The sequence below is a fragment of the Dermacoccus sp. MPR-E5 genome (assembly GCF_058809565.1).
Map to the genome: position 1 here is coordinate 43,157 of NZ_JBXASS010000009.1, position 14,939 is coordinate 58,095.

Here is a 14,939-nt window from a genome sequence, read left to right on the forward strand (position 1 = left end):
GCCGCCACGATTGGCCCGTCGAAACGATGAAACATTGAGACAAATCGTGAGTCAGTGTCTCACGCACGGCATGATGGAGACATGAAGGATGACGCGAACCTCGTCGAGACCGCCCCGCGCTCGGTGTGGCACGGCTGGGGAGACCCGCAGCTCAAGAAAGAACTCTCCCCGCTCGTCTGGCGCGGGTTGAAGCTCGCCAAGGGCATCGAACCGGCTGAGCAGGACACTCCGCCCGTCGCGCTCGACGACGTCGAGCTGCCCGCCTCCACCCTCGACGACGACGACCTCGCCGCCCTGCGCACACTCGTCGGCGACGCGCACGTCAGCGTCGAACGACGCGAGCGCATCGAGCACGCCGGGGGCAAGAGCTACCCCGACCTGTACCGGCTGCGCACCGGCGACGGCAGTCACGCGCCGGACGCCGTCGTGTTTCCCGCCGACGGCAGCGAGGTCGTCGAGGTGCTGCGCCTCGCCGCGCAGCGTGAGATCGCCGTCGTCCCGTTCGGCGGTGGCACGAGCGTCGTCGGCGGTGTCGACCCCGTGCGCGGTCGGTTCGCGAGCGTCATCAGTCTCGACCTACGGCGCCTCGACGCCGTCGTCAGCATCGACGAGACGTCGCGCACCGCGACGCTCCAGCCCGGGCTGCGCGGCGCCCAGCTCGAAGCCGTGCTGCGTCCGCGCGGACTCACGCTCGGACACTTCCCGCAGAGCTACGAACAGGCAACGCTCGGCGGATATCTCGTGACGCGCAGCTCCGGGCAGGCGTCCTCCGGGTACGGACGGTTCGAGCAGAACGTCGTCGCCGTCACCCTCGCCACGCCCGAGGGCGAGCTGACGCTCGGCGGGCGGACTCCCAGCTCGGCGACGGCCGCCGGGCCGAAGCTCATCGACGTGCTCATCGGCAGCGAGGGCACGCTCGGCGTCATCACCGAGATGACGCTGCAGCTGCACGAGGGACCGACCGAGTTCGCTTACGAGACCTGGGCGTTCGACTCGTTCACCGACGGGTTCGACGCGTTCCGGGCGCTCGCGCAGGATCTCGGCCACGGCGTCATGCCGGACGTCAGCCGCCTCTCCGACGGTGAGGAATCACGCACGATCCTGGCCCAGTCGGCGCGAGGGCTCGCGGCGATGGCGACCTTCGCCGCGCGCGGCGCCCGCGAGCCGTCGCTCGGGGTGCTGCGTTGGGAGGACACCGACCGCACCACCCTGCGTCGGCGCCGGCGACAGGCGCACCGCGTGCTGCGCGCGTCGGGTGCGCGACGTGCGCCCGCGTCGATCGCCGAGCACTGGATCAGCCACCGCTTCCGCGGGCCCTACCAGCGCGACCACCTCATGGATCGCGGCATCTTCGTCGAGACGCTCGAGACGGCGACGACGTGGGCGAACCTGCCGACGCTCTACCGCGCGGTGCGCGATGCGATCAGCGCCGAGATCGGCCCGCACGCCGTCGTCCAGTGCCACGTCTCGCACCTCTACGACGGCGGCGCCTCGCTCTACTACACGTTCTTCTGCCGCGAGGAGAGCGACCCGCTCGCCCAGTGGCGCCGCGTCAAGACGGCCGCGAGCGACGTCATCGCGGCACACGGTGGCACGATCACGCACCACCACGCCGTCGGCACCGACCACCGCGCCTGGGCCGCTGACGAGATGGGCGAGCTCGGCGCGCGCATCCTGCGCGCGGTGAAGAACGAGCTCGACCCGGCCGGAATCCTCAACCCCGGCAAGCTCGTTCCGCCGGTCGACGACGCCCCCGACGCGTGCGAGGCCGGGGCGTCATGACGCGGCCCGTCACCCTGGTCGTCAACCCGGCTGCGCGCAAGGGTGCGACGCTGCGCATGATCGATCCGGTGACGGACATCCTGCGCGCGCACGGTTGGCACGTCGACGTCGTGGTCACGCGGTCGGCGGACCACGCGTCGCAGGTCGCCGCGGACGCGAGCGTCGACGACCTGCTCGTCACGCTCGGCGGCGACGGGCTCTACGGGCGGGTGGCCGCGGGCGCCGTCGTCAGCGGCTGCCTCATGGCGCCGTTGCCCGCGGGGCGTGGGCACGACCTCGTCCGCGCACTCGGGGGCCCGGGCGACGTGCGACGCGCCGCGCAGCTGCTCGCCGTCGCGCGCGAACGCCGCCTCGACGTCGGACTGGCCGGCGACGGCGACCCGTCGACCGCCACGGTCTTCCTCGGTGTGGCGACGCTCGGCTACGACTCGATGGCGAACACGTACGCCAACGACGCTCCGCGCGCGGTGCCGAGTTCGCTCGTCTACGCCTACGGCGGCGCTCGAACGCTCGTGCACGCGCTGCCGCGACCGTTGACGCTCGTCGTCGACGGGGTGACGCACGAGTTCACCGGGTGGAACGTCGCGATCGGCAACTCGGGGCGATTCGGCGCCGGGATGCGCGTCAACCCCGACGCGTCGATGAGCGACGGGTTGCTCGACGTCACCGTGGTCACCGACATCCCACGCTGGCACTACCCGGCGATGCTGCCGCGCCTGTTTCGCGGCACCCATGTCGACGGGGTACGTGTTCGAGCGCTGCGCGGACGCGAGATCCGCGTCATCACGCCCCACGTCGGGGATGTCTATGCCGACGGCGACCTGCTCGAGGCGTCGCCGACGACGTTCCGTGCGCTGCCCGACGCCCTGCGCGTCCTCGTGCCGGCGCCCTGAGACGCCTGAGCGTCGAGCCGTCAGCGCCCGACGTAGGCCTCGACGCGCGCCGCGGCGAGCTTGCCGCTGACGAGCACCATCGGCACGCCGACACCCGGCACGGTGCCGGAACCGGCGAAGAATACGCCGGGGCGGCGGCGTTCGACGTTCGGCGGGCGGAACGGGCCGGTCTGCAGGAACGTGTGGCTGAGCGCGAACGGCGTTCCCGCGGCCATACCCTGCGCCTGCCAGTCGGTGGGATCGACGAACTCGTCGGTGACGATCGTCGTCGGGTAGCCGGCGTCATCGAGGAAAGCGAGCAGTTCCTCCTTCATGCGCGGCCGCTCGGCCGCCCAGTCGACACGCCCGACGTCGAGGTTGGGTGCGGGCTCGAGGACGTACAACGTCGAACAACCCTCCGGCGCGGCGGTGGCGTCGTCACGAGACGGAATGGTGACGAGCCGCGACGGGTCCTGCATCCGCGTGCCGCGCACGAGCAGATCGTCGAACGACTCCTCCCACGCCGTGCCGAAGTGGATGTTGTGGTGCGCGGCGTCGCTCGGCACACCCTCGACCCCGAGGTGCCAGACGACCGCGGACGGCGAGTACGTCGCACGCTTCAGGACGGCCGGCGGTTCGAGGTCGTCGAGCAGCGTGCGGTAGGCGATGGGCAGGTCGGTCGTGCAGACGATCGCGTCACACGGCAGCCGCTCGTCACCACTCGGGCCGAACATCTCGACCCCGGCGACGGCGCCGTCAGCGCGGGTGAGGATGCGCGTCACCGTCGTGTCGTAGCGCTGTTCGACGCCTGTGCGCCCGAGCGCACGCGCCATCGCCTCGGGCACCTCGCGCATGCCGCCGGCCGGGAACCAGACACCCTCGATCGAGTCCATGTACGTGATGACGGCGTACAGCGCGAGCGCCTTCTCCGGCGCGAGACCTGCATACATCGCCTGGAACGAGAAGATGCGGTGCAGGCGTTCGTCGTCGAAGCGCTCGCGGATGACGGGCCCGAGGTGACGGAACCCGCCGAGCCTCACGAGCCGCGCGGCTGCAGCCGGGTTGCGCAGCAGGTCGAGGGGTGAGTCGAAGTTCGCGTCGATGAAGTGCGGCATCTCGACCTCGTACAGCCGCCGCAGCCACGCGACGAAGTCGTCGAACGCCGCTGCGTCCTTCGCGCCGCACTCGCGCGCGATCTCCTCGCGCATCGCCTCGTGGCCGTGGCGGACGAAGATCGTCGAACCGTCCGCGTAGCAGGCGCGGTAGGCGGGGTCGAGCAGCGTCAGGTCGAGCACATCGTGTACGCCCACGCCGATCTGCGCGAGGGCTTCGTCGACGAGGTCGATCATCGTCAGGACGGTCGGGCCGGTGTCGAACGTGAACCCGTCCCGCTCGAGGCGGATGCCACGCCCACCCGCCTGCGCCTGCTTCTCGACGATGACGACGTCGTGCCCGGCGCCGCGCAGATGACAGGCTGCGGCCAGGCCGGCGAGGCCGGCTCCGATGACGACGACGCGACTCATGCGAGATCCTTCTCATCGAGGGGTTCGTGTTCTTCGTGCTGCGTGTGCTCGTGCGCGGTCTCATCGTGCGGGAGCGCGAGCGGCGAGAGGCCGTTCTCCCCCAGCTGCTCGGCGAGCAGCACGATCTGCTCGGCTGCCCACGGGCTGAGCAGCGCCGGAGTGCGACGCGCGAGGTGGACCGCGTCGGGCCAGGCGACCCAGGCCCACTCGCATACCTCGTCGGGGTGCGGTTCGAGCTGCGCCGGGTCGATGCGCCCCACCAGCACCGGGCAGATCTCGTGCTCGACGATGCCGGACGCGTCGACCGCACGGTAACGGTAGCTCGGCAGGACGACGCGCAACTGCGTCACATCCAGCCCGAGCTCTTCACGCACGCGCCGGCTCACCGCGTCCTGCGTGGGTTCGTCGGGGCGCGGATGCCCGCAACAGGTGTTCGTCCACACACCCGGCCACGCGACCTTCGTCAGCGCGCGACGGGTGAGCAGCAGGCGACCCGCGTCGTCGAGCAGGTAGCTCGAGAAGGCGCGATGCAGCGGCGTGTCACGGGTGTGCACCTCGGCGCGCGGGCACGTGCCGATCGCGGCGCCGTCATCGTCGAGCAGGACGACGACGTCGTCGGTCGCGGCCGGCACACCCCTAGTAGGAGCGGCGGGCGCGGCACCGAACGTCGCTTCCGCTGGCTTGCCGGGCGCGTCGATCATCGGCGTCTCGCGCATCGGGGGTGCTTCTTTCGAGTCGTCGGCGTGAGGTGCTGGATGATCCTGACGACGTTCACGCATCGCGCACCGCCAGTTCGTCGGCGAAACGCGTGAGTTCGTCACGCACCGCGCCCTGCGGCAGCGCCGCGAGAGCATCGAGGGCATCAGCGTGGCGATCGGCGATGCGGGCGACGGCCTGCGCGCGCACGCCCGCCGCGTCGAGGCGCTGCAACCAGGCGTGTGTCTCGGCCTCGTCGAGTGGTTCGCGACCCGGCGCCAGGCGTCGCGTCAGCTCGCCGTCGAGGGCCGAGTCGGCGAGGCCGAGGACGGTCGTCGGCTTGCGTTCGCGCAGATCCTCGCCCGCCGGTTTGCCCGTGACGGCGGGTTCGCCCCACAGGCCGATGATGTCGTCGGCGAGCGCGAACGCCTCACCGAGCGCGGCGCCGAATTGGCTCAGCCACGCCGGTGGCGCGCTCTCGCCGGCGAGCAACGCGCCGATCTCGAGGGGGCGCTGCACCGTGTACGCGCCCGACTTTGCGTGCGCGACGCGGCGTGTGCTCACCTCGTCGAGGCGTGCCTCGGCGGCGAAGACGAGGTCGAGCCGCTGGCCGGTGACGAGCTCGACGACCGCTGCGTCCCACGCGTCGGCCACGTGCTCCGGCAGAGCGCGGACGAGGCGGTTCGCGAGCGCGAACGCGAGATCACCGGCGAGAACGGCGACGCTGTCGCCGAGGCGCGCAGCGTCGGGGCCGTCGGGCTGAGCTGCGGCGGCTCTCACCTGGTGGTGCGCGGTCGGAGTGCCGCGTCGCGTGTCAGAGGCATCCATGACGTCGTCCTGCAGCAACCCGAACAGGTGCAACAACTCGAACGCCGCAGCGACACGAACGACAGCGTCGGTGGTCGCGGGGTCGTCGTCGGGGTTGGTGCACTCGCGCGCCGCCAGGTACCCGAGGCGGACGAGCCGGGGCCGCACGAGTTTGCCGCCGGCTGCGAGAAGATCACGCACGAGCGTCTCGAGCGACGATGCCTCGACCAGCGCTGACGAGGGCAGTCCGGCCGTCACCACACCGCCGGCGTCGGCCGCGAAGGCAAGGCTCTCGGCCAAGCGCGCCTGCACGGCGTCGAGAAAGCTGGCGGCATCGGTGAGACGGCACGCGTCGCTGCGGCGTCCTCCATCTCGACTCTCGGTGTCGCAGCGTCCCGCGGCGCGCCGCTCGAGCCCGAGTCCTTCGCGCCCGAAACGTCCGGCGTCGAGGGCGATGTCGTCCTGCCGTCCGCTCATCGGCCACGCCCTGACGAATCGCGACCTACCGTCGCGAGGCCACGCTCGCGCAGGCGCAGCGCCGCACGGGCGGCGCGCAGCGACCGCGGGAACCGCGCCCGCGTCGGCACGCTCCACAGCTCGTGCCCGGGCAACCCCCAGTGGCGCAGCAACGCGTTCGCGGCCTGGAAACCGGTCGTCGCCGCCCGCTCCATGAGCGCGACGGGCAGCTCGCAGCGCACGCCGTCACCGGCGAGGACGAGCTTCGGCTGCGGCGTGACGACGCCCGGGCGCGCGGCCCACTCGTCCGTACCGGCGAGGGGGCAGTCGGCCTCGACGAGCACCTCCTCGTGCACCGGCTCGCACCCGGTGAGCTCAGGGTGCAGGCGCTCGAGCTGATGTCGTAGGTCGGCGAGCACTTCGTCATCGGTGACGTCGTCGGGCACCGCGTAAGCATGCAGTTCGACGACGCTGCCGCCGCACCGCTCGGCCCACTGCGCGGCGCCGTCCTCGAGGTCGTGGACGAGCGAGACGTTGTCGAGATGGCCGTACGCGGCCGTGCCGACGAACGGCGCGCTGCCCGCCGCGACGGGGCGGTCGAACCACAGTCGCTGCACGATGAAACGAGGCGCCATCTCCCCGGTCAGCACGGACGCACGCCAGGCCTCGTCGCCGAGGTCGGTGCCGTCGACGAGACGCTGCAGCACGTCACGGCTCGTGGCGATGACGACGGCGTCGGCGCGGAGCGAGCCATGGGCATCGTCACGGTCGATGGCGAAGTCAAGGCGGCCGCGACTCGCCTCGTCGATACCCGCCGCACCCGCAGCAGCCGCGCCGGCGCTGACACGGAAACCCTCGCCGTCGCGCTCGATCGACTCGACGCGACAACCCGTCACGACGTGCGCGCCGAGGTCTTCGAGGTAGGAGCGCAGCGGTCGCCACATCGTCGTGTCGAAGTCGTCGCGGCTGACGTCGAACAGCAGCCCCTCGCCGGAACCGAGGAAGTACATGTGAAACATGGCGACGAGTTCGCCGGCGGAGAAGTCGCGCGGGTCGGCGAAGAAGCTGCGTGCGAACACCTCGAGCGCGAGCGAGCGCATGCGCTCGGGGAATCGCAGCGCGTCGAGGGCGTCGGCGGCGCTCACCCCGTCGTAGCGCGAATACGTGGCGGGGAAGTCGACGTCGAGCAGGTCGAGGGCGCGGTCGGCGTCGACGCGCGACAGGTCGCGCAGACCGAACGAGGGGCTGCGGGCGACGAACGACAGGAAGTTGAGCGGCGGCCTCGTCGCGATCTGCGTGAACGAATCCTGCGTACCGTCCGCGTGACGCAGCGGGTAGTCCGCGACGGGCCGCAGACATTCGAGGCCCGGGTCGACGCGGCGCAGCAGCGCGCGCAGGTTGTAGTACTGGCGGAAGAACGCGTGAAACCCGCGGCTCATCGTCGCTCGATCGTCCGGGGCGCCCGACGCGTCAGCGCCCGGGGTCGGCACGTCGACGGGCCAGCTGCGCACTCGGCCACCGAGGCTGCTTTCTGCCTCGATGAGCGTGACGCGCACGCCGCGCTCGGCCAGCCCGACGGCGGCGCTGATGCCGGCAATCCCACCACCCACGACGACGACGTGGGGGGCCGCGGCGTCCGCCACCCTCGACGCAGCAGGGCCACCCCGACCGTCAGGCTCATGCCGTTCGGCCGCCGCATCACGTCCGGGGCGCCACGGCGGCACCCGTCGCAGCCCCGCCGTGAAGGCCTCGATCGTCGCGCTCATCGTGCGTTCTCCTTTCGGCGGCGGCCGTGGTGTTCCCACAGCAGGATCGTCAGCGTCACCATCGAGAAGCCGAACCCGAAGTCCTCGATCGGGATGTCCCACGGAAAGCGGATGCCGAGGAACTGATCGCGCCCGTAGAGGACGATCGGGTCGCTCAGCTTCGTCAGCCAGCCGTCGACGAGGATCTGGAACGCGAACACGATGACCATCGAGCACCAGTAGCGCGCCGAGGTGAAGATGCCGGTGCGCCAACGCCCTTCGAGAGCGACGACGCCGATCATCGACGCGACGGTCAGCACGGTGTACTCGGGCACGTCACACCTCCCTCGACGGGCGATGATCGCCTCGCGCGGACGAGCCATCAGCCGCCACATGGCGTCCCTCGCCCGCCCGACCGTGCGGATCGACCCGGGCGAGAGCACTTCTCGCGCTCCCGCTCGAGCGCCACGCGGCGAGCAGGCGCAGGCAGAACCCGACGGCTCCGTACGTCAGCAGCCCGCAGATCGGGATGACGACGAAGAACACGAGCTCCTCGATCGGCATCGGGGTGAGCGGCACATCCCAACCCGACGTGAAGCGCGGCGAGTACGACCAGTGATCGCGCACGATCCCGACGATGTCCCACACACTGAACAGCACGACGACGGGCAGCAGCGCCGCGAGCAACCGTCGCGGGCGTGAGTACACGCGGGCGCGCAGGACGAGTTCGAGCGGCAGCGTGATGAGCAGGCATCCACCCATGAGCAGCAGGTACTGATAGGGATCCCAGGACGCGGGCAGGCTCATGTCGCCCACCCCACCACGACGTCGGCCGCCGTCACGACTGCCCGTCCCTCGCGAAACCCGAACGCAGTTCGTAGCGACGCTCCGCGTACTCGAGGTCGTCGACCCACAACTGGCCCTGCGTGCGCAGCACGAGCGGGCGGATGAGCGGCGCGAATGCCCGCGCCGCACGGAAACCGGGGCGCTCGGAGTGCGCGATCGTCGCCTCGTGAATGACGCTGCGAGCCGGCTGCTCGGCGCTCGCCGGCTGCACGCACGTCGCGTGGGTCTCGACGGTGCTGCCGACGCCCTCGCCGTCGATGATCGTCATCGTGATCGTGCGGCTGTCGGCGCACGTGAACGCCGCGCGCACCGGAACGCCGTAGGTGTGGTTGAGGCGGAACGTCACGTCGGTGACGAGGCAGTCGTCATCGCTCGCGTCCTCGTCGACGACGAGGTGGCTGAACGCGTATGGGTGGAACCAGGCCCCGTGCCACGGGTCGAGGCGATTCGCGATGACGTCGGACGTCTCGCAGCGCGCTTCACGCGTGTAGACCGCGACGAGCGCCTCGTCGAGTGGAGCGCGCGGGGGCAGCACCGGCGCATCGCTCGGCGTCTCGCCGTCGCTGGGCAACCGCACCCAGAACAGGACGCCGTCGTCGTGCGCGGGGTAGGTGAGCCATTCGCCCGGCCACTCGCTCGGCAGCCGCAGCCCGTGCCAGCGGCACAGCACGTCGCCGTCATCGGTGTGGCAGTTCTCCAGCAGCGCACCCATGTGCGGGCACGCGCCCGGCCCCGCGAGCGCCGAGCCGTCGGTGCCGCGCCACAACGCGATCTCGCGTCCGAGGATCGTGCGCACCGTCGAACGCCCCGCGACGACGTCCGTGCTCGCCGCCGCGACGTGCCAGCCACCCGCGTCCTGGGCGAGGGCGCGCGCCAGCATCCGCTCGATGCGGGGCACCGCGGCCTGACGCCACGTCGAGCGAATCTGCTCCTCCGGCGGCTGCGGGACGCGTCGGATCGGGTTGCGCCGCGCGATCTCGGCACGCAGTTCGGCGCGGTTGCGGGGCGGGCGTCTCATCTGCGGCTCCTTCGGCGAGTTTCGGTGGGCGAGGGGGTGCGGTGGGTCGAGCCGGTCTCCATCGTCGGGTGCACCTCGCTCATGACGCGGATGACGTCACGGCCGGCTCGTTCGCCACGGCCGATGACGAGGGCGCGACCGGCGCCGCAGTTCGGGCGCGTCCGGTGACGACGACGGCTCCCGCGATGGCGCTCTTGCGTGCTGCGGAGACGCGGTGGCGCGTGCTGAACACGTCGTAGTCGGCCGCCTCGATGAGGCACAGGATGCGTGAGTACATCGCGAGCGCCGCGCCGACGCACCGTCGCGACGAGGCAGGCAGGTGCGGCAGACCGGCTTCGGCGTCGTGGAACAGCGCGCGGTTTCGGGCGATCTGCTCGGCCATGAACGCGCGCCACTGCGGGGTGACGCGGCGCAGCCACGGGTCGGCGCCGTGCGCGGCGAGTTCGTCGGCGGGCAGGTAGACGCGACCGCGTTCGAGGTCTTCGCCGACATCGCGCAGGAAGTTCGTCAGCTGGAACGCGAGCCCCAGCGCGCGGGCCGGAGCGAACGCGGCCTCCCGCGAGCGCGGGCGCAGCACAGGCAGCATCATCTCGCCGATGACGGCGGCCGAGCCCTCCATGTACTCGTCGCGCAGCTGAGGCCACGACGCCCACGACGTGCGGACGAGATCGAGCTGCATGGCGCCGAAGAAGCGGTCGTAGCAACCGGAATCGAGGTCGAGACGCCGGGCGGTGTCGACGATGGCGGCGAACAACGGGTCGTCGCTGCGCCCCGCGGCGAGGTCGGCCTGGAAGCGCTGTTCGAACTGCGCGAGACGCTCCCCCGGCGGCAACGATGCGTCGAGGCCGTGCCCGGTGGCCTTGTCGGGCTCGTCGACGATGTCGTCGGCCAGGCGGCACAGGGCGTACAGGCCGTAGACGTCGCGGCGCTGCTGCGGCGGCAGGAACAGCGTCCCCCAGTAGTACGTCGTGCCGTGCATGCGGGTGATGTCGCGCGCCTGGCGGTAGCCATGCGTGAGGAGGGCCTCGGGGTCTGTCACGAGTGCCTCCACGGGTGACGGGGTGTGAACGTCCATCGGCCGGTCGCAGGTGAGGGTGACCTGCCCGCGGGTCCGAACCATGAGCATAGCCGCCGACGCGCCGATGCGAGCGCCCCGGAGGCGTTGGAAAATCACGGAATTCGACCATGGGGGTTGGCGTTTGCGACCGTGCCGCGGCGACTCTGCGGGCCCGTTCGTGCCGTCGTGGCGGCACTACGATGAGGGCACCCGTCCGGCTATTCGAAGGTGTGCCATGCGATTCCGACGCCCGCGCGAACGCGACGCGAGCACCGAAACCCCGTGCGTTCACCCGTCGGAGCGGGCTGCATGAGGGTCGTCATCGCCGCCGCCGGCAGCCGCGGCGACGCCGTCCCGTTCGGGGTGCTCGCCGCGCGTCTCGTCGCCCGTGGGCACGACGTCACCGTCGTCACCCACGCGTCGCTCGCGCACGTCATGCCGGACGGCCCGCGCGTCGTGACGGTGGCGAGCGATCCGGGTGCCCTCCTCGCCGGCCCGGCGGGCACCGCACTGCGGCGTGGTGATCTGCGCGCGCTCAACCGCACGCGCAACGTGTTCGCCGAGTTCCTGCAGTCGTTCGGGCCGACCACGCGTGAGGCGCTCGCGGGCGCCGACGTCCTCGTCGCCTCGAGCTTCGCGATCGCCGCCGTCGACGAGGCGATGCGCGCCGACGTCCCCGTCGTCCGCGCGCACCTGTGGCCCGAGTTCGACAGGCTCGACGGGCCGATGCCGCTGCTGCCGTACGCGTGGACGCTGCCCACCGGTGTGCGGCGTCGCGCGCGTGGAGCGCTGCGGCGCGTCGAACCGTACTTCGCGGGCGTCGACGGCGGATGGGCCGACGGCCGACTCGACCTGCGCGCCGCCCACCCCACGGGCCTGACGACGGCGACTCTTGGCTCGCTGCACGCGTACAGCCCGCTGCTCGCCGACCCGGTGGACGACTCCCGCACTGTCGTCACGGGGTGGTGGCGCGAGGCGCCGCACGAGGGCTTGTCGGAGCGCACCCGGGCGCTGCTCGCCTCCGGTGACGAGTGGATCGCCGTCGGGTTCGGCTCGATGCACCAGAACTCACCGGGCCGCGTCGTCGACGTCGTCACCGAGGCGTGCCGGAGACTCGGCGTGCGTGCGCTCGTCCAGCTCGACGGTGCGCCGCGCGAGGCGGATGGCGTCGTCGTCGGCATCGGTGACGAGCCGCACCACGCGCTGTTCGCGCAGGTGCGCGCCGTCGTCCACCACGGCGGGTCGGGGACGACAGGTACCGCGCTCGCCACGGGCGCGCCCAGCGTCGTCGTCCCGCACTTCGCCGACCAGTACCACTGGGCGCACCGCCTCCACACGCTCGACGCCGCACCCGCGCCGCTGCCGCGTCGATTGCTCACCGCGGGGTTGCTGACGCGTCGGCTGCGCGCAGCGATGAGTGCTGAAATGCGCGAGCGTGCAGCGGATCTCGGACGTCAGGTGGCGACCGAGGACGGCGCGGGCGTGGCCGTCGCCGCCATCGAACAGTTCGTCGGCGGGGCATGACGTGACGCTGTCCGCGTCGATTTCATCGAGGTGGCGTGTGTCGGCGCGGTTCGTCGAGGCGCAGCCGTGGTGGCGCCCCGGTGCTCCGGCAGCGCTGGCTGTCATGATCGTGCTGCTCGCGACGGCTTCGCGCCACGGTTTTCACGGCGACGAGCTGTACTTTCGCATGTTGCCGCCCGCGTGGTGGTACGACGATCAGCCGCCGCTCACCGTCTGGCTCGCGCACGCAGCGGCGTCGGTGAGTGACGCGGTGTGGGTGCAACGGCTGCCGGCCGCGCTCGCGGCGGGGGCGGGCGCGCTCGTCGCGGGGCTGTTTCCGCGGCTTCTCGGCGCTGATGTGAGGGTGCAGCGCATCGCCGCGTGGGCGCATGCGTTCACCGTCTATCCGCTGCTCATGGGGCACGTCATGCTGACGGCGAGCCTCGATCTGCTCGCGTGGCAGCTCGTCGTGCTCGGTGTCGTCGCTGCGCTGACGGGGCGTCGCCATGCGCTGACGTGGGCCGGCGCGGCGGCTGGGGTGGCGTGCTGGAACAAGCTGCTCGTCCTCGTGCTCGTCGCGGCGGTCTTCGTCGCGCTCGCCGCGTGCGCCCGGTGGGTGCTGCGCACCCGTGACGCCTGGTGCGGCGCCGCGTTGCTCGTCGCGGTCGGCGGGTTCCAAGTGGGGGCGCAGATCGTTCACGGCGTGCCGATGCTCGACGTCTCGGCCGACGTCGTCGCCCGCCATGGCGCGCTCAACCGATGGCTCGTCGTGCCGCTGCTCGTCGTGTTCGTCGGACCGCCGTTCGTGCAGGTCGCGTGGCGGGGGTTGTGGTGGCACCCGGGAAGTCGTCGTGCCGCCCACCCCGGAGCTGACGGCGGCGACGACGGCGGTGGGCACGCCGAGGCGAACGGCTGGCGCAGCGGTCCCGCTGACGACGCCCGCGTCAAGGCGTTCGGCGGCGTCACGAACGATCCTTTCTCCACCGACGACGGTCACGCCGGCCGCATCGCCCCGGACCCACCACAACAGCGCACCGGGCCCGTGCTCGCCGTCATGGCCGCGATCGTCCTCGTGTTCGCGCTCGTCTCCCCTGCGCAGCCCTACTACGCGGTCGCGGTGTTCTTGCCGCTTGTCGCGGTCGGCTGGGCGCGGGCGGCTGCGGACGAGGAGCACGTGTGGCGGCGCGCGCCCATCGTCGTGACGGCGAACGCCGTCGTCGCAGCCCTCATCTGCCTACCGATCGTGCCCGCTTCGTCACCGGCGTTCTCCATCGTCTCCGCCCTCGACCCCATGCAGCGCGACCAGACCGACTGGCCGTCACTCGCCGCCCAGATGGCGACAGCCCGTCCGACGGGTGCGGCCATCGTCACCGATTCGTATGCCCTCGCCGGAGCTGCACATCAGTACGGCCCTGCGCTCGGGGTGCCGCGTGCCGACGTCGCCTCGTGGCACAACGCGCTCTGGAGCCTCGGGCCGCCACGCAGCGACGGGGACACGCACGACGTCCTCGCCGTCGGTGGGGACGAGCACCGCATCCGTGCGGCGTTCACACGCTGCGACCCCGCTGGACGGCTCATCGCGCCGCACGACCCGTTCGGCCTCGACGGCACGACGATGCTGCGATGTTCCGACCCGCGAGGAGGATGGGGCGCCGTCTGGCCGACGTTGCGCCGCCTCGGCGGTTGAGGCGCACTCCCCCACTCCTCGTGTGGCGCGGCGCGCGTCCAAGGCCGCGATGTTGCCCACTTCTTGGGGCGCGGGCGCCGTGACACCCGGGCAACATCGAGGGAGGCGGGGTGTGTCAGGGTGCGGTGATGTCGCGCGGGCGTCGCAGCAGGTCGAACGCCACGACGACGAGAGCAACTGCGAGCGCCAGCAGCGAGACGCCCTCCGCCACCCCGCGCGGGATGGGCGCCGGCGCCGGCATGACGTGGTCGAGACTCATGAGCGACGACACGGCACCCAGCGCCCCGAGCACGCGCGTCAGCGTGTGACGGGGCTCGCGCTCGCTCGCGAACCGATCGTGATCCCCTCGTGAGTCGGCCGACCGCACCCCCACCAGCCCATGTGCGAGCAACAGGACGGACGGCGCCGGCAGAGCGAGCACGCCGCCCACCATGTGCACCCCGATGGCTCCGTCAGCGGGAAAGACCGCGACCCACACGAGTCCGACGCCGAGGCAGACGAGCGCCGCCGTCAGCAATCGTCCGAGTCGATCGTGCGTCAGAACCCCCGCCGTCAGGATGCAGGCTCCTGCGACGCCGACGGCGACGTTGAAGAGGTCGGCGCGCGGCGAGCAGACCCAGAATCCGTGCCAGTCGCGGCAGATCGTGCGTCCGAGGTCGCTGATCATCGCGCGCCGCCAGGAGAAAGACGCGCCCCGAGCATGCACCGCCGCGACGTACGCGCCCACGCACAGCACGAGCCCGAGGACGAGCAATGCCGCCGCCGAACGCTCGCGCCGAGCCGAGCGGCGCTCGGCTCGGAGCGGCGGGTACGAGGGCTCGCCCTGAGGTTCGGACACGTCGAGGAGTGTAGGCCGCAGCCGCCCAGCCCCCTCGTGGGCGCCGGCAGGCTGGAATGACGGCGAACCGTTCCCCACGCACCGCGGCGCTCAGGTGCGCCCGCATGAG

Annotated in this window: 13 protein-coding genes; 4 read left to right on the top strand and 9 right to left on the bottom strand. The window is 71.8% G+C overall.

What is annotated here, in order from left to right; genetic code table 11:
- Window positions 1-81 precede the first annotated feature (81 nt).
- Entirely contained in the window at window positions 82-1,782 is a 1,701-nt protein-coding gene (locus AC1RS9_RS08500) for an FAD-binding oxidoreductase (RefSeq protein ID WP_062256465.1), read from the top strand.
- Window positions 1,779-2,675: a diacylglycerol/lipid kinase family protein gene (locus AC1RS9_RS08505; RefSeq protein WP_131940461.1), complete on the top strand. Its 897-nt coding sequence runs from the start codon at window positions 1,779-1,781 to the stop codon at window positions 2,673-2,675. Before AC1RS9_RS08500 ends, AC1RS9_RS08505 begins: the two co-directional genes overlap by 4 nt.
- 20 nt (window positions 2,676-2,695) lie before the next feature.
- Here AC1RS9_RS08505 and crtI read toward each other — a convergent pair whose 3' ends face one another.
- From crtI to AC1RS9_RS08545, 8 genes are all read right to left on the bottom strand, one after another.
- Window positions 2,696-4,177, bottom strand: a complete 1,482-nt coding sequence (crtI, locus tag AC1RS9_RS08510; RefSeq protein ID WP_131940459.1) for a phytoene desaturase family protein — start codon at window positions 4,175-4,177, stop codon at window positions 2,696-2,698.
- Window positions 4,174-4,893, bottom strand: coding sequence for an isopentenyl-diphosphate Delta-isomerase (gene idi / locus AC1RS9_RS08515; RefSeq protein ID WP_074046427.1), 720 nt, complete (start codon window positions 4,891-4,893; stop codon window positions 4,174-4,176). The genes crtI and idi overlap by 4 nt, the downstream gene beginning before the upstream one ends.
- Window positions 4,894-4,948: 55 nt before the next feature.
- A complete protein-coding gene (locus AC1RS9_RS08520) occupies window positions 4,949-6,157 on the bottom strand; it encodes a polyprenyl synthetase family protein (protein ID WP_115296604.1) in 1,209 nt (402 codons plus the stop codon).
- Window positions 6,154-7,902 (bottom strand): FAD-dependent oxidoreductase, encoded by a 1,749-nt coding sequence (locus AC1RS9_RS08525; protein ID WP_136788577.1) that lies wholly within the window; start codon window positions 7,900-7,902, stop codon window positions 6,154-6,156. Before AC1RS9_RS08525 ends, AC1RS9_RS08520 begins: the two co-directional genes overlap by 4 nt.
- Entirely contained in the window at window positions 7,899-8,216 is a 318-nt protein-coding gene (locus AC1RS9_RS08530) for a lycopene cyclase domain-containing protein (protein ID WP_038566746.1), read from the bottom strand. The genes AC1RS9_RS08525 and AC1RS9_RS08530 overlap by 4 nt, the downstream gene beginning before the upstream one ends.
- Window position 8,217: 1 nt before the next feature.
- Window positions 8,218-8,688 carry a lycopene cyclase domain-containing protein gene (locus tag AC1RS9_RS08535; RefSeq protein ID WP_074039799.1) on the bottom strand — a complete coding sequence of 157 codons (471 nt, stop codon included), beginning with the start codon at window positions 8,686-8,688 and terminating at the stop codon, window positions 8,218-8,220.
- A gap of 31 nt (window positions 8,689-8,719) precedes the next feature.
- On the bottom strand, window positions 8,720-9,745 hold the full coding sequence (locus tag AC1RS9_RS08540) for a Rieske (2Fe-2S) protein (protein ID WP_062256476.1): 1,026 nt from the start codon (window positions 9,743-9,745) through the stop codon (window positions 8,720-8,722).
- Window positions 9,746-9,824: 79 nt separating this feature from the next.
- Complete coding sequence (locus AC1RS9_RS08545; RefSeq protein ID WP_136788579.1) at window positions 9,825-10,784, bottom strand: phytoene/squalene synthase family protein; 960 nt, start codon at window positions 10,782-10,784, stop codon at window positions 9,825-9,827.
- A gap of 327 nt (window positions 10,785-11,111) precedes the next feature.
- Between AC1RS9_RS08545 and AC1RS9_RS08550 the strand changes: the two genes are divergently transcribed.
- Both AC1RS9_RS08550 and AC1RS9_RS08555 read left to right on the top strand, forming a co-directional pair.
- Window positions 11,112-12,326: a glycosyltransferase gene (locus AC1RS9_RS08550; RefSeq protein ID WP_492921143.1), complete on the top strand. Its 1,215-nt coding sequence runs from the start codon at window positions 11,112-11,114 to the stop codon at window positions 12,324-12,326.
- Window positions 12,327-12,363: 37 nt separating this feature from the next.
- Window positions 12,364-13,992 (top strand): hypothetical protein, encoded by a 1,629-nt coding sequence (locus tag AC1RS9_RS08555; protein WP_492921145.1) that lies wholly within the window; start codon window positions 12,364-12,366, stop codon window positions 13,990-13,992.
- A 115-nt stretch (window positions 13,993-14,107) separates the two neighbouring features.
- Here the strand turns inward: AC1RS9_RS08555 and AC1RS9_RS08560 are convergent, their stop codons facing one another.
- Window positions 14,108-14,830: a DUF998 domain-containing protein gene (locus AC1RS9_RS08560; RefSeq protein WP_074046431.1), complete on the bottom strand. Its 723-nt coding sequence runs from the start codon at window positions 14,828-14,830 to the stop codon at window positions 14,108-14,110.
- Window positions 14,831-14,939: the final 109 nt, after the last annotated feature.

Coding starts and splice junctions, on each gene's coding strand:
- AC1RS9_RS08535 (WP_074039799.1), bottom strand. CDS start 8,688: ATGAGCCTGCCCGCGTCCTGGGATCCCTATCAGTACCTGCTGCTCATG.
- AC1RS9_RS08520 (WP_115296604.1), bottom strand. CDS start 6,157: ATGAGCGGACGGCAGGACGACATCGCCCTCGACGCCGGACGTTTCGGG.
- crtI (WP_131940459.1), bottom strand. CDS start 4,177: ATGAGTCGCGTCGTCGTCATCGGAGCCGGCCTCGCCGGCCTGGCCGCA.
- AC1RS9_RS08540 (WP_062256476.1), bottom strand. CDS start 9,745: ATGAGACGCCCGCCCCGCAACCGCGCCGAACTGCGTGCCGAGATCGCG.
- AC1RS9_RS08505 (WP_131940461.1), top strand. CDS start 1,779: ATGACGCGGCCCGTCACCCTGGTCGTCAACCCGGCTGCGCGCAAGGGT.
- AC1RS9_RS08525 (WP_136788577.1), bottom strand. CDS start 7,902: ATGAGCGCGACGATCGAGGCCTTCACGGCGGGGCTGCGACGGGTGCCG.
- idi (WP_074046427.1), bottom strand. CDS start 4,893: ATGCGCGAGACGCCGATGATCGACGCGCCCGGCAAGCCAGCGGAAGCG.
- AC1RS9_RS08550 (WP_492921143.1), top strand. CDS start 11,112: ATGAGGGTCGTCATCGCCGCCGCCGGCAGCCGCGGCGACGCCGTCCCG.
- AC1RS9_RS08500 (WP_062256465.1), top strand. CDS start 82: ATGAAGGATGACGCGAACCTCGTCGAGACCGCCCCGCGCTCGGTGTGG.